Here is a 22,466-nt window from a genome sequence, read left to right as displayed (position 1 = left end):
GCATCCCTCACGGCCGACATGGCACACACACCCAAGCCCCCCCACACCGCTGCTCTCGCTCCTCTCGCTCATGAAGCGCCGCGCGCCATGCAGCCGCTCGCGCGCCGCCGCTACGCGCTCGAGATCCGCCAGCACATGGCGTGGCGCTGGCAGGCGCTGATCCTCGCGGCCGCGCTGTTCGTCGGTTTCGCAATTTCCGCCGCGATCCTGGTGGCCGCCGGCGTGCCGGCCGACGAGCTGGCCAACGAGTTCGTCACGCAGACCTTCTTCGACGCGCAGAACTTTCGCGCGGTGCTGTTCCAGGCCGCGCCGATGATCCTGGTCGGCCTGGCGGGCTCCATCGCATTCCGCGCGCGCTTCTGGAACCTCGGGCTCGAGGGCCAGATGATCTGGGGCGCGATCGGCGCGACCACCCTCTCGATGTGGCAGATCGGCCCCGAGAACCTGCGCCTGCCGCTGATGTTCGTGGCCGCCGTGGCCTGCGGCCTGCTGTGGGTGCTGGGCCCGGCGTGGCTCAAGCTGAAGCTCGGCGTGAACGAGATCATCTCCACGCTGATGCTCAACTACATGGCGGGCAACTTCCTGCTGCACCTGGTGTACGGCAACTGGAAGGACCCGAAGGACAACTTCCCCTACTCGCCGCAGTTCCGCGCGTTCGAGCGCCTGCCCGAGCTCGGTGGCGGCGTGGGCAGCGCGATTTTGCTGGCGGGCGTGGTCGCGCTGCTCGCATGGTGGCTGGTGAGCGTGAGCCGCGTGGGCCTGTACCTGCGCTTCGTCGATGCGAACCCGCGCGTGGCGCATGCCAACGGCGTGCCGGTGCGGCGCACCATCTACGGCGCGGTGCTGCTGTCGGGCGCGATGGCCGGGCTCGCGGGCTTCGCGGTGGTCGCGGGGCAGGAAGGCCGGCTCACACAGGCCTTCTACCAGGGCTACGGCTTCTCGGGCATCCTCATCGCCTTCCTGGCGCGCAACAACCCGCTGGCGGCAACGGTCGTCGCATTGCTGGTGGCCGCCCTGTTCGTGACCGGGCGCAGCCTGCAGGTGTTCTACCAGGTGCCGTTCTCGATGGTGCAGCTGATCCAGGCCATCATCGTGGTGTGCGTCGCGTCGAGCGACTTCTTCATTCGCCACCGGCTGCGCCGCGTGGGTGGGGAGGTTCTCCAATGAGCGGTGGTGTCATCCTCAACTGGCTCGCGAGCACGCCGGACTTCGCCATTCCGTATGCGCTCGCGGCGCTCGGTCTCATCATCAGCGAGCGCGCGGGCGTGCTCTCGCTGGGCGCCGAAGGGCTGATGCTGGTCGGCGCGCTGGCCGGCATCGGCGCGCAGATCGCCATCGGGCAACCGGCCGTGTCGCTGGTGCTCGCGATGCTGGCGGCCAGCGTGGTGTCGATGCTGTTCGCGGTGATGGTGATCTGGCTGCGCGTGAACCAGGTGATTGCCGGGCTCGCGCTGGTGTTCTTCTGCCAGGGCCTCACCTCGCTGGTCGGCTCCATGGCCGACTGGACCAACCACGCCACCGACGGCATCGGCACGATGGCGCTGTGGCCGCTGTCGATGCTGCCCGGCGTGGGCAAGCTCTTTGCGCAGAACGCGATGGTGTGGCTCACCTTGCCGATCTTCGGCGCGGTGGCGTGGTTCTTCGCGCGCACCTCCACCGGGCTGCGGCTGCGGGCCGTCGGCGAGAACCCGCAGGCCGCGGATGCGGCGGGCATCAACGTCACGGCGTGGCGCTTCGCGGCGGTGCTCGCGGGCTCGGCGCTGGTGGGCCTGGCGGGCGCCTACATCTCGGTGGTCAGCACCAAGCTGTGGATCGCGGGCATGACCGGCGGGCGCGGCTGGATCGCGGTGGGCCTGGTGATCTTCGCGCGCTGGTCGCCGTGGAAGGCGCTGGTGGGCGCGGTGCTGTTCGGCTGCATCGAGGCGCTGATTCCCCAGCTGGCCGCGGCCGGCGTGCAGCTGCCGCAGTACTTCGTGATGATGACGCCGTACGCGGTGACGCTCGGCGTGATGGTGTGGGTCGCGCTCTCGCGGCGCGGTGCCGACGAAGAGCCCGGCGCGCTGGGTCAACCCTATGTGAGAGAAGAACGCCGATGAAGGCCTGGGTCTACAACGAGGAGCGCGAGCTCGACGCGGCGCAGTTCGCCGACTACCTGAACCCCGCCACCACCGCGGTCGTGTCCATCGACATGCACCGCGGCCACCTGGACGACAGCCCCGACTGCCCCTGCCCGGCGCCCCGGGCACGCGACGTGGTGGCGCCCATCGACGGCTTTCACGACGAGGTGCGCGCGCTGGGCGTGCGCATCGTGCACATCAAGTCGGTGCTGCGGCCCGGCGGCGAGGACGACACGCGCGGCATCCCTGCCGCGTGGCGGCGCACCTTTCCGCTGCACGTGGGCGAAATTCCGAACGCCGACGCGCACGCCATCGAAGGCTCGAAGTGGACCGAGTGGGTCACGCGCGTCGAGCCCGGCGACATGCGCGTGGACACCAAGCGGCGGCTGTCTGCCTTCTACCCGACCGACCTCGACTTTCTGCTGCGCAACCAGCGCATCGAGACGGTGGTGCTCAATGGCGGCTTCACCGACTGCTGCGTGCTCAACACGGCCTTCGACGCCAACAACCACAACTACCGCGTGATCGTGCTGCGCGACCTGGTGCGCGGCACCGATGCGCACCTGGAAGGCGCGGCGCTGGCGATGGTGTCGCTGCACCTGGGGCTGGTGGTCGATTCGGGCGAGCTGCTGCGCCAGTGGCGCGGTTAGGAAGCAGCGTCCTGCGGCCTCGCGAAACACCGCGGAACCGGCTTTGCCGGCCGCTGGTGTCGCCCTAAGCCTTGCCGAGCCAGCGCTCGGCCACGCCCTGCATGTCGCCCTGCGCGGCATGCCACACCAGTTCGGGCGCGGCCACGTGCACGCCCGGCGGCGCGATGCGCAGCGCCAGGTCGACCAGCTCCGCCACCTTCGACGCGCGCACCGGCTGCTCGCTGCTCGGCACCATGAAACGCACGACGGAAAGCATCCATGCGGCCAGCCGCTCCAGCGGATTGGCGAACTTGGCATTCGCCGGCTTGCGCGCCGAGCGCACGAGGATCACGCGCTCGAAGCCGCAGGCCACCACCGCCTGCTCGTCGAGGCTGGCCAGCCCGCGCTTGAGCGCCTCGGGCAGCCGGCCCTGGTCGTGCGGCTGCACGATGGCCAGCGTGCGCACGCCGCAGGCATGAAGCCAGCGCGCGAGCGCGGGCAGATCCGAGGGCTCGGGCACCCACAGCGCGCGTTCGCGGTCGTGGTACAGGCGCGGCGGGTCGAAGGCGACGACAGCCGTGTGGGCGGAGGTGAGCGGCCATTGCGCGATGGGCAGCGCCGGGCTCAGGCAGGTCTCGACACCGCGCAACCCGTCGCGCATCGGCTCGCGCGCGAGCACGCGGGTGTGCGCATGGCGGTGGCTGCCCGCCAGCCGGCGCAGCAACTCGGCCCCCAGGGCGCCCGTGGCACCAGCGATCAGCAGCGTGCCGAAGGCCGAGGAAGCAACAGGCAAACCTGCACGGTTCGCGGCCTGCAGGGCATGCAGAGGACTGATCGGAGAAGACGCCATAAGAGTGAAAGCCATCGAAACCTTTTCGCGAAACACCGCGGAACCGGCTTTGCCGGGCTGCAGGTGTTGCTCCCGCCAGGGGGTAGGAGAAGCGACACGAAGTGCGCGAAGCCTGGGGGCGAGCGACGTCCTATGCTAACTTCCGGCTCTTCTGCGGAGGTAATGCAAATGATGATGAAGCGCTGGTTCCTGATCCTTGCGGCGGTCGTGTCGCTGAGCGGCTGCGGCTACAACGACTTCCAGTCGCTCGACGAGGCCAGCAAGTCGGCCTGGAGCGAGGTGCTCAACCAGTACCAGCGCAGAGCCGACCTCGTGCCCAACATCGTCGCCACCGTGAAGGGCGAGGCCGCCTTCGAGCAGGACACGCTCACCAAGGTGATCGAGGCGCGCGCCAAGGCCACCTCGATCCAGGTGACGCCCGAGACGCTGAACAACCCCGAGGCCTTCCAGAAGTTCCAGCAGGCGCAGGGCGAGCTCTCGTCGGCGCTGTCTCGGCTGATGGTGGTGTCGGAACGCTACCCCGACCTGAAGGCCAACCAGGCGTTCCGCGACCTGCGCGTGACGCTGGAAGGCACCGAGAACCGCATCACCGTGGCGCGCAACCGCTACATCGAGAGCGTGCAGGAGTACAACGTGCTCGCGCGCAGCTTCCCGACCAACATCACGGCCAAGATCTTCAGCTACGCGCCCAAGCCCAACTTCACGGTGCAGAACGAGGCGCAGATTTCCACGCCACCCACCGTCGACTTCAGCGCACCGAAGAAGTAAGAGCCGCAACCGATGGCCGTTGCCGCCCTGTTCCGCCGCGCGCTGGCCGCGTTCTTTCTGACGGCCTTTGCCTGGGCCGGGCTGCCCGCGCTGGCACAAGGCCTGCTGCCGGTGCCCGCGCTCACGGCGCGGGTGATCGACCAGACCCAGACGCTCGACAGCGCCCAGCGCAACGGCCTGGAGACCAAGCTCGCGGCCTTCGAGCAGCGCAAGGGCTCGCAGATCGTGGTGCTGATGGTGCCGACCACCGCGCCCGAAGACATCGCCGGCTACACGCAGCGCGTGGGCGACAGCTGGAAGATCGGCCGCAAGGGCGTGGGCGACGGCCTGCTGGTGGTGGTGGCCAAGAACGACCGCGCCATGCGCATCGCCACGGCCAAGACGCTCGAAGGGGCGGTGCCCGACCTGGCGGCCAGCCGCATCATCGACGAGGAGATGAAGCCGCGCTTTCGCCAGAACGACTTTGCGGGTGGTTTGAACGCCGCGGTCGATCGACTCATCGGTCTGGTCGACGGCGAGCCGCTGCCGGCGCCTTCGCGCGACACGGGTGAATCGAGCGGCTACGGCAACGAAGGGATCTTCGGCTTCCTGCAGCACTTCGGCCTGTTCCTGTTCGTCGGCGTGTTCATCGGCGCGCCCATCGTGCGGGCCATCCTGGGCAAGAAGCTGGGCACGGTGGTCGTGGGCGGTGGCGTCGGGCTGGTCGTCTTTCTCATCACCGCCAGCATCGCCATCGCGGCGATTGCGGGGGTGATCGCGCTCATCATCACGCTGGTGGCGGCCGCGGGGCGACCGGGTGGTGGCGGTGGCGGCTGGAGTTCGGGCGGCGGCGGCGGGGGCTGGAGCAGCGGCGGGAGCAGTGGCGGCGGCGGGGGTTTCAGCTCCGGCGGCGGCGGCAATTTCGGCGGCGGCGGCGCCTCGGGGAACTGGTGAAGAACGGGTGAACACGATGGCAACCGACGCAACCCTTTTCTCCAGGCTGGGCCGCATCTGGCGCCATCGCTGGATCGACGAGTCCGAGGTGCGCCGCGCCCTGCCCGAGGCCGTGATGCAGCGCCTGACGGGCCGCGTGGCCGCCAGCGAGCGGCGCCACAGCGGCGAGGTCCGCATCTGCGTCGAGGCGGGCCTGCCGATGTCGTACCTGTGGCGCCATGCCTCGGCGCGCGAGCGTGCGGTCATGCTGTTCGGCAAGCTGCGCGTGTGGGACACGGCACACAACAACGGCGTGCTCATCTACCTGCTGCTGGCCGAGCACGCGATCGAGGTCGTGGCCGACCGGGGCCTGCATTCGCACGTCGACGATGCGGCGTGGGCCGCGATGACGCAGCGCATGGGCGCGGCGTTTCGCGAAGGCCGCTTCGAGGACGGGCTGACGCAGGCGCTGGAAGAGATCTCGGCCCTGCTGGTCGAACACTTTCCGCTGGGCGACGGTGAGCTGGATGTGAACGAGTTGCCGGACGAACCGGTCGTGCTCTGACCCTTTGAATCTCTCCCTCCCCCAGAGGGAGAGGAGCTTTGACTTGCTCCCTCCCCCGCTGGGGGAGGCGCTTTGACTTTCTCCCTCCCCCGCTGGGGGAGGGCGGGGGTGGGGGCAAGCGGCGTATCCACCGAGCGCTCTGCCCGCCCCCATCCCAGCCTTCCCCCAGAGGGGGAAGGAGCAAGACATTCAGTCCGTTGCCGGCAGCGCCCACACGGCCGAGCCGCCCACCGCGTGAAAGCGCCGCCCCGGCGCCGCCTCCATCAGCCACCCGCCCGTGAACTCCCCGAAGGCCGGCAGCACGGCCTGCTGCGCATCGCTCACGAAACACGGCAATCGCACGCTGTCGCGCCCCGGCCCGTAGAGCTTGCAGGCCGGATGCAGGTGTCCCGCCAGCACGAAGTGCGTGGCATGCGCCTGCGGATGGTGGCAACAGGCGAAAGGGCCCATCAGGTGGGGCTCCTCGACCACGTCGATGCGCAACGCGGCCGGCGGATCGCCCGCGCGGCTGTCGTGGTTGCCGCGCACCAGCGTCATCGCGACGCCGGGGTGCCGCGCGCGCCAGGCCTCGACGGCGGCGAGCACCGTGCGCGCCTGCGCCGCATGCAGGAAGTCGCCGAGGAACACGATCTGCCTGGGTGCATGGCGGGCGATCAGCGCGTCGAGCCGCGCCAGGTTCTCCTGCGTGGTGCCCCCCGGCACCGGCTGGCCCAGCGCGCGGTAGGTCGCCGCCTTGCCGAGGTGCAGGTCGGCCAGGAACAGCGTGCGCTGCGCGGGCCACCACAGGGCGCGTTCGGGCAGCAGACACAACGATTCGCCGGCCCACTGCACCGGCAGCGGCGTCGTGGAAGAAAGAGAAGAGCTCACTGCCAGCCAGTGTCGCAAAAGCCGCCCCGGCCGGCGCACGCCTTGCAATTCGCCCTCGCGGCCCCCAGCTTTTTGCCATGACCGCCGAAACCACCGCCCCAACCACAGCCGAGTCGCCAGCGCTGCACATCGTCTGCCCGCATTGCCACACGACCAACCGCGTGCGCGCGGCGCAGCTGGGCAGCGCGCCCGACTGCGGCAGCTGCCACCGCCCGCTGTTCACCGGGCACTCGACGGCGCTGGCGGACGCGGCCACCTTCGACAAGCACATCGCGCGCAACGACATCCCGGTGCTGGTCGACTTCTGGGCCCCCTGGTGCGGTCCCTGCCGCCAGATGGCGCCGGGCTACGAGCAGGCGGCGGCCCAGCTCGAGCCCCAGGTGCGGCTGGCCAAGGTCGACACCGAGGCCGTGCAGGCGCTGGGCGCGCGCTTCAACATCCGCAGCATCCCCACGCTGGCACTGTTCCGCGGCGGGCGCGAAGTGGCGCGGCAGGCCGGCGCAATGAGCGCGGCGGACATCGTGCGCTGGGTGAAGGCGAACGGCGCGGGCTGAGCGGCTCGCCAACGCCTTGCCGCCGTCTCACAACGGAGGCAGGGGCCGTGACGGCTTGCGGCGTCGCTCACGCCGTGGCGCCGGCGGCGTGCCTCGCCCCTTGCCAGGCCCCTCCTGCCCGAAGGCCAGCGTTCCCTTCACCCGCTCGACACCGCCGGCCGTGACCACGCCGCCCGCGGCCTTCTCCAGCTGCTCGACCATGCGCGCGATGCGGTCGGCCACGTTCTCGTTGGACAGCTTCTCGCGGAACAGCTCGACCATCAGCGGAAACGAGAACGGCGTCGGCCGCGCGAGCGGCTGCAGCACCAGCGCCTGAGCGGCCATGCGCACGAGGCTCGCGCGCAGCCGGCCAATCTCCAGCTCCTGTGCCAGCAGCTCCTGCTCGGCCTGCTGCAGCAGCTTGTTGCCGGGGTCGTACTTGCGAAACACCTCCCAGAACAGCGAGGACGACGCCTGCAGCTGCTTGCTGCTGCGCTTCTCGCCGGGGTAGCCCTGGAAGATCAGCCCCGACACGCGTGCAATCTCGCGAAAGCGCCGTTGCGCGAGCTCGCCCGCGTTGAGCGAGGCCAGCACCTCGTGCAGCAGCGCGGCGTGGGCGTCGTCGCCCTCTCCTTCTCCCTCCCCTTCCGGCAGGCGCAGCACCTGCGGCAGCAGCGTGGGCCAGTCGACCGGCGTCGCGCTCAGCAGCTCGAAGCCGTAGTCGTTCACCGCGATGGAGAAGGTGCGCGCCTCGTGCTGCGCCACGCGCCACGCCAGCAGGCTCGCCAGGCCCAGGTGCACATGCCGCCCGGCGAACGGATACAGGAACAGGTGCGAGCCTTCGCGCGTCGTCAGCGTCTCGGCCAGCAGCGTCTGCGGCGTCGGCAGCGCCGACCACTGCTGCTGGATCTCGAGCAGCGGCCGCACGCACTGCAGTTCGGGCGATTCGTACTTGCCTTCTCCAGCCAGGGCGAGCTGCCGCACCACCGCATCGGCCAGCGTGGTCGACAGCGGCATGCGACCGCCGTTCCATCGCGGCACCACCGCGCGCTTGCCGCTGGCACGCCGCACCCAGGCCGTCATGTCGTGGATGCGCACCAGCTCGAGCAGCCGGCCGCCGAAGAGAAAGCAGTCGCCGGGCTTCATGCGCGCGACGAAGCTTTCTTCGACGCTGCCGATCTTCGAGCCCGCCAGGTACTGCACCGACATGCTCGCATCGCTCACGATGGTGCCGATGTTCATGCGGTGGCGGCGCGCCAGGCGCGCGTCGGGCACGCGCCAGACACCGTCGGCATCGGGCACGGCGCGCCTGTAGTCCGGATAGGCCGCGAGCGAGGCGCCGCCTTGCGCCACGAAGTCGAGGCACCATTGCCAGCTCTCGCGCGAGAGGTTTTGGTACGCCGCCGTGCCGCGCACTTCCTCGTACAGCGCGTCGGGCACGAAGCCGCCGCCCAGCGCCACCGTCACCAGGTGCTGCACCAGCACGTCCAGCGGCTGGTCGGGCGAATGGCGCGCCTCGATGTGCCCCGCCGCAATGGCCGTGCGCGCGGCCGAGCCCTCGACCATCTCGATGCTGTGCGTGGGCACGAGCGTGATGCGCGACGGCCGCCCCGGCGCATGGCCCGAACGGCCCGCGCGCTGCAGCAGGCGCGCCACGCCCTTGGGCGAGCCGATCTGCAGCACGCGCTCCACCGGCAGAAAGTCCACGCCCAGGTCCAGGCTCGACGTGCAGACCACCGCCTTCAGCTCGCCGCTCTTCAGGCCCAGCTCGACCCACTCGCGCACCTCGCGGTCGAGCGAGCCGTGGTGCAGCGCGATGGTGCCGGCCCATTCGGGCTTCGCCTCCAGCAGGGCCTGGTACCAGATTTCCGACTGCGAGCGCGTGTTGGTGAAGACCAGCGTGGTCTTGCTGGTGGCGATTTCCTCGATCACCTGCGGCAGCATCGTGAGACCGAGGTGACCGCCCCACGGAAAGCGCTCGGCGCGCCCGGGCAGCAGCGAATCGATGACGAGCTTCTTGGGCACCTGGCCCTGCACGAGCACGCCGTCTTCATGACCCAGCAGGGCATGCATCGCCTCTTGCAGGTTGCCCAGCGTGGCCGACATGCCCCAGACCGCGAGGCCCGGGTTCCAGCGCCGCAGGCGCGCCAGCGCAAGCTGCACCTGCACGCCGCGCTTGTTGCCGAGCAGCTCGTGCCATTCGTCGACGACGGCCAGTTGCACCTCGCCGAGCACCTCGCGCGCGTCGGCGCGCGAGAGCAGCACCGAGAGACTCTCGGGCGTGGTGACGAGCACGGTGGGCAGGCGCTTGTTCTGCGCGCTGCGTTCGGCGGAAGAGGTGTCGCCGCTGCGGGCGCCCGCGCTCCACGGATGCACGTCGGCGCCCAGCGCTTCGAGCGGTTGGTGCAGGGCGCGCAAGGTGTCGGCGGCAAGGGCGCGCATGGGGGTGAGCCACAGCACGGTGAGCGGCATCGGTGTCGGCTTGAGGGCGCCCTGCCTGCGGGCCCTGGAGAACGCCAGCAAGGCGCCGAGCCACACCGCATAGGTCTTGCCCGCGCCGGTGGTGGCGTGCAGCAGGCCGGACTTGCCTTCGGCGATGGCCTTCCAGACCTCGCGCTGGAACTTGAAAGGCTTCCACTCGCGCGCGGCAAACCACGCGTCGAGCGCCGCCTTGACCCTTGTCTTGCTCCTTCCCCCGCTGGGGGAAGGCTGGGAGGGGGGCAAGCGGCCTTCATCGAGCTGCGGCTCACTCCGGACACGCCGCTTGCCCCCACCCCTGACCGCCCCCGGAAGGGGAGGGAGAAATTCGGGCTCACCCGGCTCCACTGTCTTGCTGGATTTGCTCCTTTCCCTTCCGGGGGCAGGCTGGGATGGGGGCTCTCGGCCTTCGACAGGCGGCTGGTCTTTGATACGCCGCTTGCCCCCACCCCTGCCCTCCCCCGGAAGGGGAGGGAGAAATTCGGGCTCCACCGGATCGTTCATGTCGGAAGCAACGCCGCCAGCGTCTGCAAGGTATCCGCCTCCGCCACCGGCTTGTCCTCCCGCCACCGCAGCATCCGCGGAAAGCGCACCGCGATCCCGCTCTTGTGCCGCGTGCTGCGTGCGATGCCCTCGAAACCCAGCTCGAAGACCAGCGTCGGCTTCACGCTCTTCACGGGCCCGAAGCTCTCCACCGTGGTCTTGCGGATGACCGCGTCGACGCGGCCCATCTCCGCGTCGGTCAGGCCCGAATAGGCCTTGGCGAAGGGCACGAGCCTGCGGCCTTCCTGCCCGGGCGGGCCGTCCCACACCGCGAAGGTGTAGTCGCTGTAGAGGCTTGCGCGGCGGCCGTGGCCGCGCTGTGCGTAGATCAGCACGGCGTCGATGCTGAGCGGCTCGATCTTCCACTTCCACCACACGCCGACGTCCTTGGTGCGGCCCACGCCGTACTGCGCGTCGCGGCGCTTGAGCATCATCCCTTCCACACCCATGGTGCGCGCCGCTTCGCGCTGGCGTGCAAGGTCGTTCCAGTCGGCGCCCACGAGCATCGGGCTCGGCAGCAGCGAGGGGTGCTGCATGCGCGTGACCAGCTCGTCGAGCAGCGCGCGGCGCTCGGACTGCGGCAAGGTGCGCAGGTCGCGGCCTTCCCATTCGAGCAGGTCGTAGGCCAGCAGCACCACCGGGATCTCGCGCAGCAGCTTGGGCCCCAGCGTCTTGCGGCCGATGCGCCGCTGCAACTCGGCAAAGGGCTGGACCTTGCCTTCGCCTTCCGGCGAAGCTTCGTCCTTGCGCCACACGGCGATCTCGCCGTCGAGCACCGTGCCGTCTGGCAGGGCTTCGCCCAGCACGGCGAGTTCGGGAAAGCGCTCGGTCACCAGCTCCTCGCCGCGCGACCACACCCACACCACGCCGGCACGCTTGACCAGCTGCGCGCGAATGCCGTCCCACTTCCACTCGACGATCCAGTCGGCCGGCGGCCCGAGCACCGCGTCGAACTGCTCGACCGGCAGGTTGAAGGGATGCGCCAGGAAGAAAGGGTACGGCTGCCCGCTGGTCTTTTGCACCTGTTCTTCGCCCGACTCCGGCGCGACCAGCGCGCTGTAGTCGCCTGGCAGCGGCCGCGCGCCGATGTGCGTGTAGCCCATGAGGCGCTGCGCGACCCGCTTGGCGTCGATGCCGCCCACGGCGGCGAGCGCCTGCGTGACCTGCAGCTTCGACACGCCCACGCGGAACGAGCCGGTGATGAGCTTGAAGTACACCAGCCGCTCTTCGGCCGCGAGCTGGCGCCACTGCGCGCGCAGGCGGTCGGCCAGTTGCTCGGGCGCGGTCTTCGCGGCTTCGCGCAGGGGCAACAGGTGCTGCTCGACCCAGGTGGCAAGGCCGAGGTCGTGCGTCTCGCTGGGCGGCGGCAGCAGCAGCGCGATGGTCTCGGCCAAGTCGCCCACGGCGTCGTAGCTTTCGTCGAACAGCCACTCCGGCAGGCCCGCCGATTCCTGCGCGAGCAGGCGCAAAAGCTTGGTGGGCACGAGCTGGCGCGGCTTGCCGCCGGCCAGGAAGTAGACCGCCCATGCGGCATCGGCCGCGTCGGCCTCGCGCAGGTAGTGCTGCAGCGCGGCCTGCTTGGCAAGGTTCGACGTGCTCGCGTCGAGGTCACGGTAGAGCGCGGCAAAGGCCTTCATGAATTGGCTCCTTCCCCCACTGGGGGAAGGTCGGGATGGGGGCTGGCGGCGTCCCCATCGAGCGCCGCTGGCCCCCTCCCCAGCCCTCCCCCGGAAGGGGAGGGAGTTTCTTGGTCGTCTTCATCGCCGTATTCGGTCTTGAAGCCGCGCGCGTCCAGCCCGTTCTCCGTGAGCCAGCGCACCATCACCTGCACGCTGCCATGCGTGACGAACACGCGTTCGGCGCCCGTGCCGGCAATGGCTTGCTGCAGGCCGGGCCAGTCCGCGTGGTCGGACATGACGAAGCCGCGGTCCACGCCGCGCCGCCGGCGCGTGCCGCGCAGCTGCATCCAGCCGCTGGCGAAGGCATCGGCGTAGTTGCCGAAGCGCTTCATCCAGGGCGTGCCCTGCGCCGAAGGTGGCGCGAGCACCAGCGCGCGCTTGAGCATCGCGGCGTCCACGCCTTCGTCGCTCACGCGAAAGGTCGGCGGCAGGGCCACGCCGGCTGCGCGGTACACGGCATTGAGCGGCTCCACCGCGCCATGCACCACGATCGGCCCGATGCTCGCGTCCACTCCGTGCAGGATACGCTGCGCCTTGCCGAAGGCGTAGCAGAACAGCACCGAGGCACGCCCGGCCTGCGCATTGGCGCGCCACCACGCGTCGATCTGCGCGAACAGCACGGCCTGCGTGGGCCAGCGGTAGATCGGCAGCCCGAAGGTCGACTCGGTGATGAAGGTGTCGCAAGGCACCGGCTCGAAAGGCGGGCAGGTGCCGTCGGGCTCGGTCTTGTAGTCGCCCGAAGCCACCCACACGCGCCCGCCGTGTTCGAGCCGCACCTGCGCCGAGCCCAGCACATGGCCGGCCGGGTGCAGCGAGACGCGCACGCCGTGGTGCTCGATGGCCTCGCCGTAGGGCAAGGTCTGCAGGTTGATGTCCTGCCCGAGCCGCGTGCGCAGCGTGCCTTCGCTGTCGGTGTGGGCGAGGTAGTGCGCATGCCCGACGCGGGCGTGGTCCGAATGCGCGTGCGTGATGACCGCACGCCCCACCGGGCGCCAGGGGTCGATGTAGAAATCGCCGGGCGGGCAGTACAGGCCTTCGGGCCGGGCGACGACGAGTTCTTCTTGCGTTGCGGGCATGGCACGCCATCCTAGGCGCAGCCCGGGTTTCGCGCCGCCGCGCTGCAGCCGCGATGCGCTGTGGTCCGGCGCCTACCTGGCGCGCTTCTTCAGGGCTTCTTCGGCCGCCCGCTCATCATGTCGAGCACGTTCATCTTCATGCCGTTGGACATGACCATGTCGCCCGGCTTCTGGTCGGCCTTGCAGGGGCCGATCCATTTGGCTTCCATGACGCTGGTGCCTTCGGCGCGGCCCATCAGCGGCGGGTTGTAGCTCGACTTGCTTTCCATGCGGTAGGCGGTGTTGAAGTCGCCGCTCATCACCGCGTGCGAGGTGGCGGTGGTGTTGCCGATCTTGCAGACCGAGTCCATCACCAGCTTGCCGCCGTCGGCGCGCAGCTCCTGTTTGGCGCACATGTCCTTGCCCATGCCCTGGCCCATGTCGCGCAGCGCCTTGTCGCTGGCCGCGTCGATGCACTGCTGCATGGTGTGGCTGCCCGCGGGGCCCTTGCCCGTGCCGTCCCCGGTCTGTATCTCCCACAGGCCTGGCTTGCGCGAGGGAAAGTCGAGCGCGAAGGCGGGGCACGCGATGGCGCCGGCCATGATGCAGGCCGCGATGGCAGACAAACGGATCTTCATGACGGCTCCCGCAGCGGTGAACGACGATGCAGGGGTTGTACCGCGCGCGCCGCCGCGGCGGAATAGCGCAATCGGCCTACGCCGGACGTGCGCGCACAGGTGCGGCGGCCGCGGCACGCTGCCGCGTCGCGACACCGAGCGCCACGCCCAGCACGAAGCCGCCGAGCACGTCGATCAGCACATGCTGGCGCACCGCCATCGTCGAATAGACGATGCCTGCGGCCCACGCCACGTTCACGACGCGAAGCCACGCCGGCGCGCCCACCTCGCGCAGCTGCCGCGCCAGCACCACGCAGGCGAACACGGAGAACGAGACGTGCAGCGAGGGAAAGGCGTTGCCGGCCGAATCCACCATCTTCAGGAACTGCAGCGAGGTGCCCGGCACGGTGTCGACCGCGAAGTTCGGAATGGCCGTGGGCATGAACCAGAACACGAGCAGCGCCAGCGCCGTCATCGACGCGCAGCCGAAGGAGAAGCCCCACAGCTCGCGCTTGTCCTTGGCCAGCAGCACCGGCAATGCGATGTAGCCCCACAGCGAGAGGTAGACGGGCAGCAGCACCGGCGAGAACGGGATCAACCGGTCGAAGGCGGTGAGCGGCAGCACCCACGCCTGGCCCGCGTTGTTCATGATCCAGAAATACAGCGGGAAGAAACCGATGGTGGCGACCAGGTTGCCGGCCAGCTTCAGCGGGAACAGCGTGGCGCAGCGCCGCCACAGGGCGGTGAGCCAGGTGGGTGTCGTCTGGGACGCGCTGCTGGACGTGTCGGGTGCGGAGGGTGTCATGGAAGCCGGTGCAGCGCACGGCGCGCTACCAGGGCGTCCACTTTAATTCGCTTTTCGCCGAGGCCACCGTGCGTTCGATGAAGCGCACGCCGCGCGCGCCGTCCTCCACGCGCGGGTAATCCGCCGCCAGCGGGTCGGCCACCTGCCCCGCGAGCCGCGCGCGAATGTCCGCCGCCACGCCCGCATACACATTCGCGAAGGCCTCGATGAAACCCTCCGGATGCCCCGCCGGCAGCCGGCTCGCGCGCTGCGCGGATTTGCACAGCCACGGCGCGCCGCGCGTCAGCACGCGCTGGGGCCCGTCGTGCGGCAGGTGCACCAGTCGGCTCGGCTGCTCCTGGTGCCATTCGAGTGTGCCCAGCGTGCCCGACACGCGCAGGCGCAGGTCGTTCTCCAGGCCGGTGCTGACCTGCGAGGCGATGAGTACGCCGCGCGCGCCGCCCTGGAAGCGCAGCAGCAGGCTGCCGTCGTCGTCCAGCGTGCGGCCCGGCACCAGTGCGCTCAGGTCGGCGCACAGGCTTTCGATCTGCAGGCCGGTGACGGTGGCCACGAGGTTCTCGGCATGCGAGCCGATGTCGCCGATGGCGCCGGCCGCGCCGCTGCGGGCGGGGTCGGTGCGCCAATCGGCCTGCTTGTTGGTGCCGCTCTCGACATGGCTCGCGAGCCAGCCCTGGTTGTATTCGACGACCACCTTGCGCACGTCGCCGATCTGGCCCGCGCGCACCATCTCGCGCGCCTGCCGCACCATGGGATAGCCGGTGTAGTTGTAGGTGACGCCGAACACCGTGCCCTGCCTGGCCACGGTGGCGACCAGCGCATCGGCCTGTTCGCGCGTGTGCACCAGCGGCTTGTCGCACACCACGTGGAAGCCCGCCTCTGCGAAGGCCTGCGCCACCGGAAAGTGCACGTGGTTGGGCGTGACGATCGACACGAAGTCGATGCGCTCGTGCGCCGGGCGCTTCAGCTCGTCGGCCAGCAGCGCCTGCCAGTCGCCGTGGTTGCGCGCGTCGGCCAGGCCCAGGTCGCGGCCTGAGGCGCGCGCCTTGTCCGGGCTGGACGACAGCGCGCCGGCGACCAGTTCGATCTGGCCGTCCAGCGCCATGGCCTTGCGGTGCACGGCGCCGATGAAGGCATCGCGCCCGCCGCCGACCATGGCGTAGCGCACCTTGCGAAGCGGGGTGTCGGTCATCGATCTCCTCGTGTTTCCTGAAACTGTTCCCTCTCCCCTCGGGGAGAGGGAGCAAGACGCCTCAGAACGGCGAGTTCGGGTGGTAGAAATCCTTGGCGTTGTCCTTGGTGATCAACACCGAAGGAATGATCGTGGTCGCCGGCAGCTTCTCGCCCTTCAGGCGCGCTTCGGCCGTGAGCTTGATCGCGTCGTAGATGAACTTCGGCGAGTAGCTCACGTCGGCGCCGATGCGCTTGTCCTTGCCGTCCATGATGGTCTTGACCATGTCCTTGGCGCCCGCGCCGCCGAACACGATCTTGATGTCGTCGCGCTTGGCCTGCGAAATCGCCTTGAGCACGCCCACGGCCATGTCGTCGTCGGCGGCCCAGATGGCGTCGATCTGCTTGAAGCGCGTCAGGTAGTCCTGCGTGACCTTGAAGGCGTCGTCGCGGTTCCAGTTGGCGTACTTGGCGTCCAGCAGCTTGATGTCGGGGCTGCCCTTGAGCACCGCGTTGAAGGCGTCCATGCGCTCGTTGTCCAGCGTGGTCGCAATGCCGCGCAGCGCCACCACGTTGCCCTTGCCGCCCAGCGTCTTCACGATGTATTCGGCCGGGATCTTGCCGAAGGCGGTGTTGTCGCCGGCCACGTACGCATCCTGCGCACTGGTGTCCGTCAGGCCGCGGTCGACCACGGTGACGTAGGCGCCCTTGGCCTTGACCTGCGCGACCGGCTTGGTGAGCGCGGCCGATTCGAACGGGAACACGACCAGCGCGTTGATCTTGGTGACCGTCGACAGGTCTTGCAGCTGGTTGGCCTGCTCGGGCGCGTTGGCTGCGGTCTTGATCGTGATCTTCAGGTCCTTGTGTTCCTTCTCCAGGTCCTTCTTCGCCTGGTTGGCCCAGTAGTTGATGCCGCCCATGAAGCTGTGCGTGGCCGCGGGAATCGAAACGCCGAGGTTGACCTTTTCCGCGGCGAGCGCGGGCAGGCTGGCGAATGCTGCGGCGGCAACGGCCGTGAGGGCGAGGCGTCGGGTGAAAGTGGTCATGCTGGATGTCTCCTCTTGGTGGGTGGAACAGAACGAACGAACAACGAACAAACGGACGAAAAAACTAGCGCCGGCCGCGCTGCAGGAACGCGACGATGATGATCACGAAGCCCTGCACGGCCGCATTCAGGTACACGCTGATGATGCTGGTGAGGTTCAGGATGTTGCTGATGACCGAGAGCAGGATCGCGCCCACCACCGTGCCGGTGATGCTGCCCGCGCCGCCCTTCAACGCGGTGCCGCCGACGATCACCGCGGCGATCGCCTCCAGCTCCCACAGCAGGCCGGTGGTCGGCGAGGCCGAGCCCAGCCGCGGCACGTACAGCAGCGTGGCAATGCCCACGCACACGCCCAGCAGCACGTAGGTCATGATCTTCACGCGGTCGACGTCCACGGCCGCATAGCGCGCCACCTGCTCGTTCGAGCCGATGGCCTGCACGTAGCGCCCGTAGGCCGTGCGGTTCAGGATGACGCCGCCGATGATCGCGACGATCACGAACACCCACACCGGCACCGGAATGCCCGCCAGGCTCGCGTAGTAGACGGGCGCGTACAGGTCCGACAGGTCGTTGTCGAGCGTGAGCGCGCCGCCGTCGGCAAAGTAGGTGAGGTACGCGCGGAAGATGCCCAGCGTGCCCAGCGTCACGATGAAGGGCTCGATGCGGCCCTTGGTGATCAGCAGGCCGTGCGCCAGGCCGAACACCGCGCCGAGCACGATGGCCAGCACCGCGCCCATCACCACCGCCAGCAGCGGAGAGCCCGATGCGGGCCCGGCCCAGTTGATGAACATGATCACGCTGCCCGCGATGAGCGCGGCCATCGAGCCCACCGACAGGTCGATGCCGCCCGAGATGATCACGAAGCACATGCCCACCGCGATGATGCCGATGAAGGCCGTGCGCGTGAGCACGTTCATCGCGTTGTCGACGGTGGCGAAGTCGCTGTTGAGCAGCGTGCCGGCGATGCACAGCAGCACCAGGCCGATGACCGGGCCGAGGCCGTGCAGGCGCTCGGTCCAGCCGGGCTTGGCTTCGCTGCGGTGCGAGGCCGCTTCAGGCTGCGGCGGGGGCTGGGGTGTCTGCTGTTCCGGTGGCATGAGCGATGAGCTCCTCTTCTGTGAGATGGTCCGCGTCCAGCGTGGCGACGAGCCTGCCCGCCCGCATCACCGCGACGCGGTGGCACAGGCCGATCAGCTCCATCAGCTCCGACGAGACGACGATCACCGCGAGCCCTTCACGGGCGAGTCGCTGGATCAGGAAATAGATGTCGCGCTTGGCGCCCACGTCCACGCCACGCGTGGGCTCGTCGAGCACCACCACCTTCGGCTGCGGCTGCAGCACCTTGGCGAGCGCCAGCTTCTGCTGGTTGCCGCCCGACAGCGACGAGGCCCTGACCTCGAGCGAGCCGGTGCGAATGCCGTAGTCCTTCACCGCCTCGGCCAGCGCGCCGCGTTCGGCCTCGGGCTGGAGCCAGGGCTGCGCGTAGCGTTCGAGCGCCATCAGCGTGAGGTTCTGGCGCAGGCCGAAGTCCACGTGCAGGCCCTTGCCCTTGCGGTCTTCGCTCAGGTACGTGAGGCCGTTCTTTGCGGCATCGCGCGGGTTGCGCCAGCCCTTGCCGCCGGGCACGGGCTGGCCGAGCATCTCGACGCTGCCGCTCGCGGGGCGCAGGCCCAGCAGGCCTTCGAAGAGCTCGGTGCGGCCCGCACCGACCAGGCCCGCGAAGCCGAGGATCTCGCCGGGGCGCACCTCGAAGCTCGCGTCCTGCGCCCAGCCGGGCACGTTGAAGTTGCGCACGCGCATCGCGGGCGAATCGGCGGCCACGACCACGTCGCGCGGCGGGTAGAGATCGGCCAGCTCGCGGCCCACCATCAGGTTGGCCATCTGGTGGCGCGTGACGTCGGCGGTGGGTGCGCGCGCGACGAAGCGGCCGTCGCGCATCACGATGACCTCGTCGGTCACCTGCTCCACCTCGTCGAGCTTGTGCGAGATGTAGACGATGGTCACGCCGTCCGCGCGCAACTGCGCGATGAGCTTGAACAGGCGCTCCGTCTCGCCGGGCGTGAGCGTCGCGGTGGGCTCGTCCATGATGAGCAGGCGGGCGCGGCGGGCGATGGCCTTGGCGATTTCCACGAGCTGCTTCTCGGCGACGATGAGCTTGCGCACCTTGGTGCGCGGGTCGACCTGCAGGCCCACGGCGGCGAGTGCTGCGGCGGCCTCGCGCTCCATCGATGCGTCGTCGAGCAGCCAGCCCTTCTTCTTTTCATGGCCCAGGAAGATGTTCTGCGCCACGCTCAGGTCCTCGGCGAGGTTGAACTCCTGGTGGATCAGCACGATGCCGAGTGCCTCGGCGTCGCGCGAGCTCGTGAACTGCTGCGGCTGGCCGTTGATGCGCAGCGCGCCGCCGGTGAGTTGCTCGTAGCCGGCCAGGATCTTCATCAACGTGGACTTGCCCGCGCCGTTCTCGCCGAGCAGGCCGTACACACGACCGGGCGCCAGCGCGAAGCTCACGCCGTGCAACACCTGCACGGGACCGAAGGCCTTCACCACGCCGTCGAACTCGACGGCGACGCTGCCCTTGATTTCAGCGTTCATGGCGCCACTCCGCGGACCTTGAGGGTTTCATGCATCGCGAGCACGCCCGCGCCCACCAGTCCGCCCTGCATGCCCAGCGGCGTGTACTGGATCTCGAGATGCCGCGTGGACAGCGCCAGCGAGCGCTGGTACACGCTCTGGCGCACGGCCGCGAGGAACAGCGGGCCGATGCGCGTGATGCCGCCGCCGATGAACACATGCGACGGGTTGAAGAAGTTGACGACCGACGCGAGCATCTGCCCGATCAGGCTGCCGGCGCGCTGGATGATGCCGTTGGCCGCCGTGTCGCCGCCGCGGCTGGCCTGGCCCACGTCGATGGCGTCGATGCGGCCATGAACGCGCAGGCACTCGGCGAGCGCGGCGCTTTCGCCGGCCTCCGCTGCCTGCACGGCCATGCGCGTGATGGCGGGGCCCGCAGCCATGGCTTCGACGCAGCCGAGGTTGCCGCAATGGCAACGAGGGCCTTCCTGGTCGACGCAGATGTGGCCGACGTCTCCGGCCGAACCGGCTGCACCGCGGTACACCTCGCCGTGACAGACGATGCCGCAGCCGATGCCGGTGCCGATCTTGATGACGAGGAAGTTGTTCAGCGAGCGCTTGAGCCGCCACAGCTCGCCCAGCGCCATGAGGTTCACGTCGTTGTCGACGAAGACCGGCGCGGCGTAGTCTTCGCGCAGGTAGTCGCGGATCGAGAAGCCGTCCCAGGCCGGCATCAGCGGCGGGTTCACGAGCTGGCCGATCTCGAAGTTCACGGGGCCGGGCACGCCGATGCCGATGCCGAGCACGTCCTTGGCGCTGCAGCCGCAGCGTGCCAGCAGCTCACGCATCAGGATGCGCACGCGCGCCAGCACGACGGTCGGGCCTTGGCGCACGTCGGCGGATTCTTCGTGCTGGGCCAGCACGGTGAGGTCGGGGCGCAGAACGGCCACGTCGAGGCTGGTCGCACCGATGTCGATGCCCACGAGCACGCCGAGCGCGGTGTGGAGCTGGAGGTTCTCCGCGCGGCGCCCGCCCGAGGAACGTTGCAGGCCGGCTTCGGCGAGCAAGCCCTGGTCGACGAGGCCGGCAATCAGGCCGTTGGCCTTGCTCTTGGAAAAGCCGAGCTGTTCGGCCATGGCATGGCGCGAGCCGCCGGCCGACCAGAAGGTCGTTTCCAGCAAGCGCATTTCATCGGCGGTGATGCCACTCCAACGTGCCACGTCTTGTCTCCGTGTTCTTTTCTTGTCTTCGCGCCGAATACTAGGGGCAGGGCTTCAGCCAGACAAGGCTGAACTTCGACCATATTCAGATCGAAGTTGGTTGCAATCGGCGTCGGAAAGGCACAGACGCAAAAAAGCCGCCCGAGGGCGGCTTCTTCCGAGCAGCGAGACTGGGCTCTTGCTTACTTCTTCTGGCGGTACTTGCGCAGCGCCGCGATCTGGGCTGCCATCACGGCCAGCTCCGATTGCGCCATCGCGATGTCGATGTCGCTCTTCGCGTTCTTCAGGGCTTCTTCCGCCGCAGCCTTGGCCTGGTTGGCCTTCTCGTCGTCGAGGTCCTTGCCGCGGATCGCGGTGTCGGACAGCACGGTGACGGAATTGGGCTGCACTTCGAGAATGCCGCCAGCCACGAAGACGAACTCTTCCTTGCCATCGGCCGTTTCGATGCGCACCGCGCCGGGGCGGATGCGCGTGATCAGCGGGGTGTGACGCGGATAGATGCCGAGCTCACCGGCTTCACCGGGCAGCGCGACGAACCTGGCTTCGCCCGAGAAGATCGACTCTTCCGCGCTGACCACGTCGACGTGAATGGTGTTTGCCATCTGAGTTCCTATGTCGCCTTAAGCGATTTTCTTGGCTTTTTCGAACGCTTCGTCGATGCCGCCGACCATGTAGAACGCTTGTTCCGGCAGGTGGTCGGCTTCGCCGTTCACGATCATCTTGAAACCACGGATGGTTTCGGCCAGCGGCACGTACTTGCCAGGCGAGCCCGTGAACACTTCGGCCACGTGGAACGGCTGCGACAGGAAACGCTGGATCTTGCGAGCGCGGGCCACGGCCAGCTTGTCGTCCGGTGCCAGTTCGTCCATGCCCAGAATCGCGATGATGTCGCGCAGTTCCTTGTAGCGCTGCAGCGTGCCTTGCACGGCGCGGGCCACGTTGTAGTGCTCTTCGCCGACCACGTTCGGGTCGAGCTGGCGCGAGGTCGAGTCCAGCGGGTCCACGGCGGGGTAGATGCCCAGCGAGGCGATGTCGCGCGACAGCACCACGGTGGAGTCCAAGTGGGCGAAGGTGGTGGCGGGCGACGGGTCGGTCAAGTCATCCGCAGGGACGTACACGGCCTGGATCGAGGTGATCGAGCCGACCTTGGTCGACGTGATCCGCTCTTGCAGGCGGCCCATTTCCTCGGCCAGCGTCGGCTGGTAGCCCACGGCGGAAGGCATGCGGCCCAGCAGTGCCGACACTTCGGTACCGGCCAGCGTGTAGCGGTAGATGTTGTCCACGAAGAACAGAACGTCACGGCCTTCGTCGCGGAACGACTCGGCGATGGTCAGGCCGGTCAGCGCCACGCGCAGACGGTTGCCCGGGGGTTCGTTCATCTGGCCGTAGACCATGGCGACCTTCGAGTCTTCGAGCTTCTCGAGGTTCACCACGCCGGAGTCGGCCATCTCGTGATAGAAGTCGTTGCCTTCGCGGGTACGTTCACCCACACCGGCGAACACCGACAGACCCGAGTGAGCCTTGGCGATGTTGTTGATGAGTTCCATCATGTTCACGGTCTTGCCCACGCCGGCGCCGCCGAACAGGCCCACCTTGCCGCCCTTGGCGAACGGGCACACCAGGTCGATCACCTTGATGCCGGTTTCCAGCAGGTCTTGCGACGGCGACAGTTCGTCGTACGCGGGGGCCTTGCGGTGGATCGAGGCGGTGAGTTCCTGGCTGACCGGGCCGCGTTCGTCGATGGGCGCGCCCAGCACGTCCATGATCCGGCCGAGCGTGGCCTTGCCGACGGGCACCGTGATGGGGGCGCCCGTGTTGGTCACGATCAGACCGCGGCGCAGGCCGTCGGACGAGCCCAGCGCGATCGTGCGCACAATGCCGTCGCCGAGCTGTTGCTGGACTTCGAGAGTCAGCGCGCTGCCTTCGAATTTCAAGGCGTCGTACACCTTGGGCATCTGGTCACGCGGGAACTCCACGTCGACCACGGCGCCGATACATTGGACAATTTTTCCTTCAGCCATGGCGTTTCCTTCTGGATGGATCTC

The 22,466-nt window shown here is 68.9% G+C and carries 21 protein-coding genes; 7 read left to right on the top strand and 14 right to left on the bottom strand.

Features of this window, described 5'->3' with window-relative positions; all coding sequences use genetic code 11:
• The first annotated feature begins 18 nt into the window (after positions 1-18).
• The 3 genes from AC1DJH_RS26870 to AC1DJH_RS26860 are packed head-to-tail and all read left to right on the top strand — an operon-like array spanning position 19 to position 2,767.
• Complete coding sequence (locus AC1DJH_RS26870) at positions 19-1,167, top strand: ABC transporter permease (RefSeq protein WP_478187882.1); 1,149 nt, start codon at positions 19-21, stop codon at positions 1,165-1,167.
• The gene (locus tag AC1DJH_RS26865; protein ID WP_478187805.1) at positions 1,164-2,096 is read left to right on the top strand and encodes an ABC transporter permease; all 933 of its coding nucleotides are present in this window, start codon (positions 1,164-1,166) and stop codon (positions 2,094-2,096) included. The genes AC1DJH_RS26870 and AC1DJH_RS26865 overlap by 4 nt, the downstream gene beginning before the upstream one ends.
• Positions 2,093-2,767, top strand: coding sequence for a cysteine hydrolase family protein (locus AC1DJH_RS26860; RefSeq protein WP_478187804.1), 675 nt, complete (start codon positions 2,093-2,095; stop codon positions 2,765-2,767). The genes AC1DJH_RS26865 and AC1DJH_RS26860 overlap by 4 nt, the downstream gene beginning before the upstream one ends.
• Positions 2,768-2,831: 64 nt before the next feature.
• Here AC1DJH_RS26860 and AC1DJH_RS26855 read toward each other — a convergent pair whose 3' ends face one another.
• On the bottom strand, positions 2,832-3,596 hold the full coding sequence (locus AC1DJH_RS26855) for a hypothetical protein (RefSeq protein ID WP_478187881.1): 765 nt from the start codon (positions 3,594-3,596) through the stop codon (positions 2,832-2,834).
• A 168-nt stretch (positions 3,597-3,764) separates the two neighbouring features.
• On the opposite strand from AC1DJH_RS26855, the gene AC1DJH_RS26850 reads away from it, so the two are divergent.
• From AC1DJH_RS26850 to AC1DJH_RS26840, 3 genes are read left to right on the top strand one after another with little or no spacing between them, the layout of a single operon-like run.
• On the top strand, positions 3,765-4,364 hold the full coding sequence (locus AC1DJH_RS26850; protein ID WP_435487409.1) for a LemA family protein: 600 nt from the start codon (positions 3,765-3,767) through the stop codon (positions 4,362-4,364).
• A 12-nt stretch (positions 4,365-4,376) separates the two neighbouring features.
• Positions 4,377-5,297, top strand: coding sequence for a TPM domain-containing protein (locus AC1DJH_RS26845; RefSeq protein WP_478187803.1), 921 nt, complete (start codon positions 4,377-4,379; stop codon positions 5,295-5,297).
• A gap of 16 nt (positions 5,298-5,313) precedes the next feature.
• Positions 5,314-5,841, top strand: coding sequence for a TPM domain-containing protein (locus AC1DJH_RS26840; protein WP_472122119.1), 528 nt, complete (start codon positions 5,314-5,316; stop codon positions 5,839-5,841).
• A 189-nt stretch (positions 5,842-6,030) separates the two neighbouring features.
• Here AC1DJH_RS26840 and pdeM read toward each other — a convergent pair whose 3' ends face one another.
• Complete coding sequence (gene pdeM, locus AC1DJH_RS26835; RefSeq protein ID WP_478187802.1) at positions 6,031-6,708, bottom strand: ligase-associated DNA damage response endonuclease PdeM; 678 nt, start codon at positions 6,706-6,708, stop codon at positions 6,031-6,033.
• A 77-nt stretch (positions 6,709-6,785) separates the two neighbouring features.
• Between pdeM and trxC the strand changes: the two genes are divergently transcribed.
• On the top strand, positions 6,786-7,262 hold the full coding sequence (gene trxC / locus AC1DJH_RS26830) for a thioredoxin TrxC (protein ID WP_435487405.1): 477 nt from the start codon (positions 6,786-6,788) through the stop codon (positions 7,260-7,262).
• A 27-nt stretch (positions 7,263-7,289) separates the two neighbouring features.
• Here the strand turns inward: trxC and AC1DJH_RS26825 are convergent, their stop codons facing one another.
• From AC1DJH_RS26825 to atpD, 12 genes are all read right to left on the bottom strand, one after another.
• Entirely contained in the window at positions 7,290-9,965 is a 2,676-nt protein-coding gene (locus tag AC1DJH_RS26825) for a ligase-associated DNA damage response DEXH box helicase (protein ID WP_478187801.1), read from the bottom strand.
• Between the two features lie 254 nt (positions 9,966-10,219).
• Positions 10,220-11,899, bottom strand: coding sequence for an ATP-dependent DNA ligase (locus AC1DJH_RS26820; protein ID WP_478187800.1), 1,680 nt, complete (start codon positions 11,897-11,899; stop codon positions 10,220-10,222).
• Positions 11,896-13,017 carry a ligase-associated DNA damage response exonuclease gene (locus tag AC1DJH_RS26815; protein ID WP_478187799.1) on the bottom strand — a complete coding sequence of 374 codons (1,122 nt, stop codon included), beginning with the start codon at positions 13,015-13,017 and terminating at the stop codon, positions 11,896-11,898. Before AC1DJH_RS26815 ends, AC1DJH_RS26820 begins: the two co-directional genes overlap by 4 nt.
• An 89-nt stretch (positions 13,018-13,106) precedes the next feature.
• Entirely contained in the window at positions 13,107-13,634 is a 528-nt protein-coding gene (locus tag AC1DJH_RS26810) for a DUF3617 domain-containing protein (protein WP_478187798.1), read from the bottom strand.
• Positions 13,635-13,710: 76 nt separating this feature from the next.
• Positions 13,711-14,418 (bottom strand): phosphatase PAP2 family protein, encoded by a 708-nt coding sequence (locus AC1DJH_RS26805; protein ID WP_478187797.1) that lies wholly within the window; start codon positions 14,416-14,418, stop codon positions 13,711-13,713.
• Positions 14,419-14,443: 25 nt separating this feature from the next.
• On the bottom strand, positions 14,444-15,607 hold the full coding sequence (locus tag AC1DJH_RS26800; protein ID WP_478187796.1) for a Gfo/Idh/MocA family protein: 1,164 nt from the start codon (positions 15,605-15,607) through the stop codon (positions 14,444-14,446).
• A 61-nt stretch (positions 15,608-15,668) separates the two neighbouring features.
• Complete coding sequence (locus AC1DJH_RS26795; RefSeq protein WP_472122094.1) at positions 15,669-16,631, bottom strand: substrate-binding domain-containing protein; 963 nt, start codon at positions 16,629-16,631, stop codon at positions 15,669-15,671.
• A gap of 64 nt (positions 16,632-16,695) precedes the next feature.
• Entirely contained in the window at positions 16,696-17,727 is a 1,032-nt protein-coding gene (locus AC1DJH_RS26790; RefSeq protein WP_472122091.1) for an ABC transporter permease, read from the bottom strand.
• A complete protein-coding gene (locus tag AC1DJH_RS26785) occupies positions 17,684-19,222 on the bottom strand; it encodes a sugar ABC transporter ATP-binding protein (RefSeq protein ID WP_478187795.1) in 1,539 nt (512 codons plus the stop codon). The genes AC1DJH_RS26790 and AC1DJH_RS26785 overlap by 44 nt, the downstream gene beginning before the upstream one ends.
• The gene (locus AC1DJH_RS26780) at positions 19,219-20,388 is read right to left on the bottom strand and encodes an ROK family protein (protein ID WP_478187880.1); all 1,170 of its coding nucleotides are present in this window, start codon (positions 20,386-20,388) and stop codon (positions 19,219-19,221) included. The genes AC1DJH_RS26785 and AC1DJH_RS26780 overlap by 4 nt, the downstream gene beginning before the upstream one ends.
• Positions 20,389-20,603: 215 nt before the next feature.
• Positions 20,604-21,023 carry a F0F1 ATP synthase subunit epsilon gene (locus AC1DJH_RS26775; protein ID WP_409171974.1) on the bottom strand — a complete coding sequence of 140 codons (420 nt, stop codon included), beginning with the start codon at positions 21,021-21,023 and terminating at the stop codon, positions 20,604-20,606.
• An 18-nt stretch (positions 21,024-21,041) separates the two neighbouring features.
• On the bottom strand, positions 21,042-22,442 hold the full coding sequence (gene atpD, locus AC1DJH_RS26770) for a F0F1 ATP synthase subunit beta (protein ID WP_478187794.1): 1,401 nt from the start codon (positions 22,440-22,442) through the stop codon (positions 21,042-21,044).
• Positions 22,443-22,466 lie beyond the last annotated feature (24 nt).

The sequence above is a fragment of the Variovorax sp. 10N412 genome (assembly GCF_056394985.1).
This window is presented reverse-complemented; position numbering and strand designations above follow the sequence as displayed.

Excerpts from the sequence above, each read along its gene's own strand:
- AC1DJH_RS26870 (WP_478187882.1), top strand. The coding sequence starts at position 19 with ATGGCACACACACCCAAGCCCCCCCACACCGCTGCTCTCGCTCCTCTC.
- AC1DJH_RS26865 (WP_478187805.1), top strand. The coding sequence starts at position 1,164 with ATGAGCGGTGGTGTCATCCTCAACTGGCTCGCGAGCACGCCGGACTTC.
- AC1DJH_RS26860 (WP_478187804.1), top strand. The coding sequence starts at position 2,093 with ATGAAGGCCTGGGTCTACAACGAGGAGCGCGAGCTCGACGCGGCGCAG.
- AC1DJH_RS26855 (WP_478187881.1), bottom strand. The coding sequence starts at position 3,596 with ATGGCGTCTTCTCCGATCAGTCCTCTGCATGCCCTGCAGGCCGCGAAC.
- AC1DJH_RS26850 (WP_435487409.1), top strand. The coding sequence starts at position 3,765 with ATGATGATGAAGCGCTGGTTCCTGATCCTTGCGGCGGTCGTGTCGCTG.
- AC1DJH_RS26845 (WP_478187803.1), top strand. The coding sequence starts at position 4,377 with ATGGCCGTTGCCGCCCTGTTCCGCCGCGCGCTGGCCGCGTTCTTTCTG.
- AC1DJH_RS26840 (WP_472122119.1), top strand. The coding sequence starts at position 5,314 with ATGGCAACCGACGCAACCCTTTTCTCCAGGCTGGGCCGCATCTGGCGC.
- trxC (WP_435487405.1), top strand. The coding sequence starts at position 6,786 with ATGACCGCCGAAACCACCGCCCCAACCACAGCCGAGTCGCCAGCGCTG.
- AC1DJH_RS26820 (WP_478187800.1), bottom strand. The coding sequence starts at position 11,899 with ATGAAGGCCTTTGCCGCGCTCTACCGTGACCTCGACGCGAGCACGTCG.
- AC1DJH_RS26815 (WP_478187799.1), bottom strand. The coding sequence starts at position 13,017 with ATGCCCGCAACGCAAGAAGAACTCGTCGTCGCCCGGCCCGAAGGCCTG.
- AC1DJH_RS26810 (WP_478187798.1), bottom strand. The coding sequence starts at position 13,634 with ATGAAGATCCGTTTGTCTGCCATCGCGGCCTGCATCATGGCCGGCGCC.
- AC1DJH_RS26805 (WP_478187797.1), bottom strand. The coding sequence starts at position 14,418 with ATGACACCCTCCGCACCCGACACGTCCAGCAGCGCGTCCCAGACGACA.
- AC1DJH_RS26800 (WP_478187796.1), bottom strand. The coding sequence starts at position 15,607 with ATGACCGACACCCCGCTTCGCAAGGTGCGCTACGCCATGGTCGGCGGC.
- AC1DJH_RS26795 (WP_472122094.1), bottom strand. The coding sequence starts at position 16,631 with ATGACCACTTTCACCCGACGCCTCGCCCTCACGGCCGTTGCCGCCGCA.
- AC1DJH_RS26790 (WP_472122091.1), bottom strand. The coding sequence starts at position 17,727 with ATGCCACCGGAACAGCAGACACCCCAGCCCCCGCCGCAGCCTGAAGCG.
- AC1DJH_RS26785 (WP_478187795.1), bottom strand. The coding sequence starts at position 19,222 with ATGAACGCTGAAATCAAGGGCAGCGTCGCCGTCGAGTTCGACGGCGTG.
- AC1DJH_RS26780 (WP_478187880.1), bottom strand. The coding sequence starts at position 20,388 with ATGCGCTTGCTGGAAACGACCTTCTGGTCGGCCGGCGGCTCGCGCCAT.
- AC1DJH_RS26775 (WP_409171974.1), bottom strand. The coding sequence starts at position 21,023 with ATGGCAAACACCATTCACGTCGACGTGGTCAGCGCGGAAGAGTCGATC.
- atpD (WP_478187794.1), bottom strand. The coding sequence starts at position 22,442 with ATGGCTGAAGGAAAAATTGTCCAATGTATCGGCGCCGTGGTCGACGTG.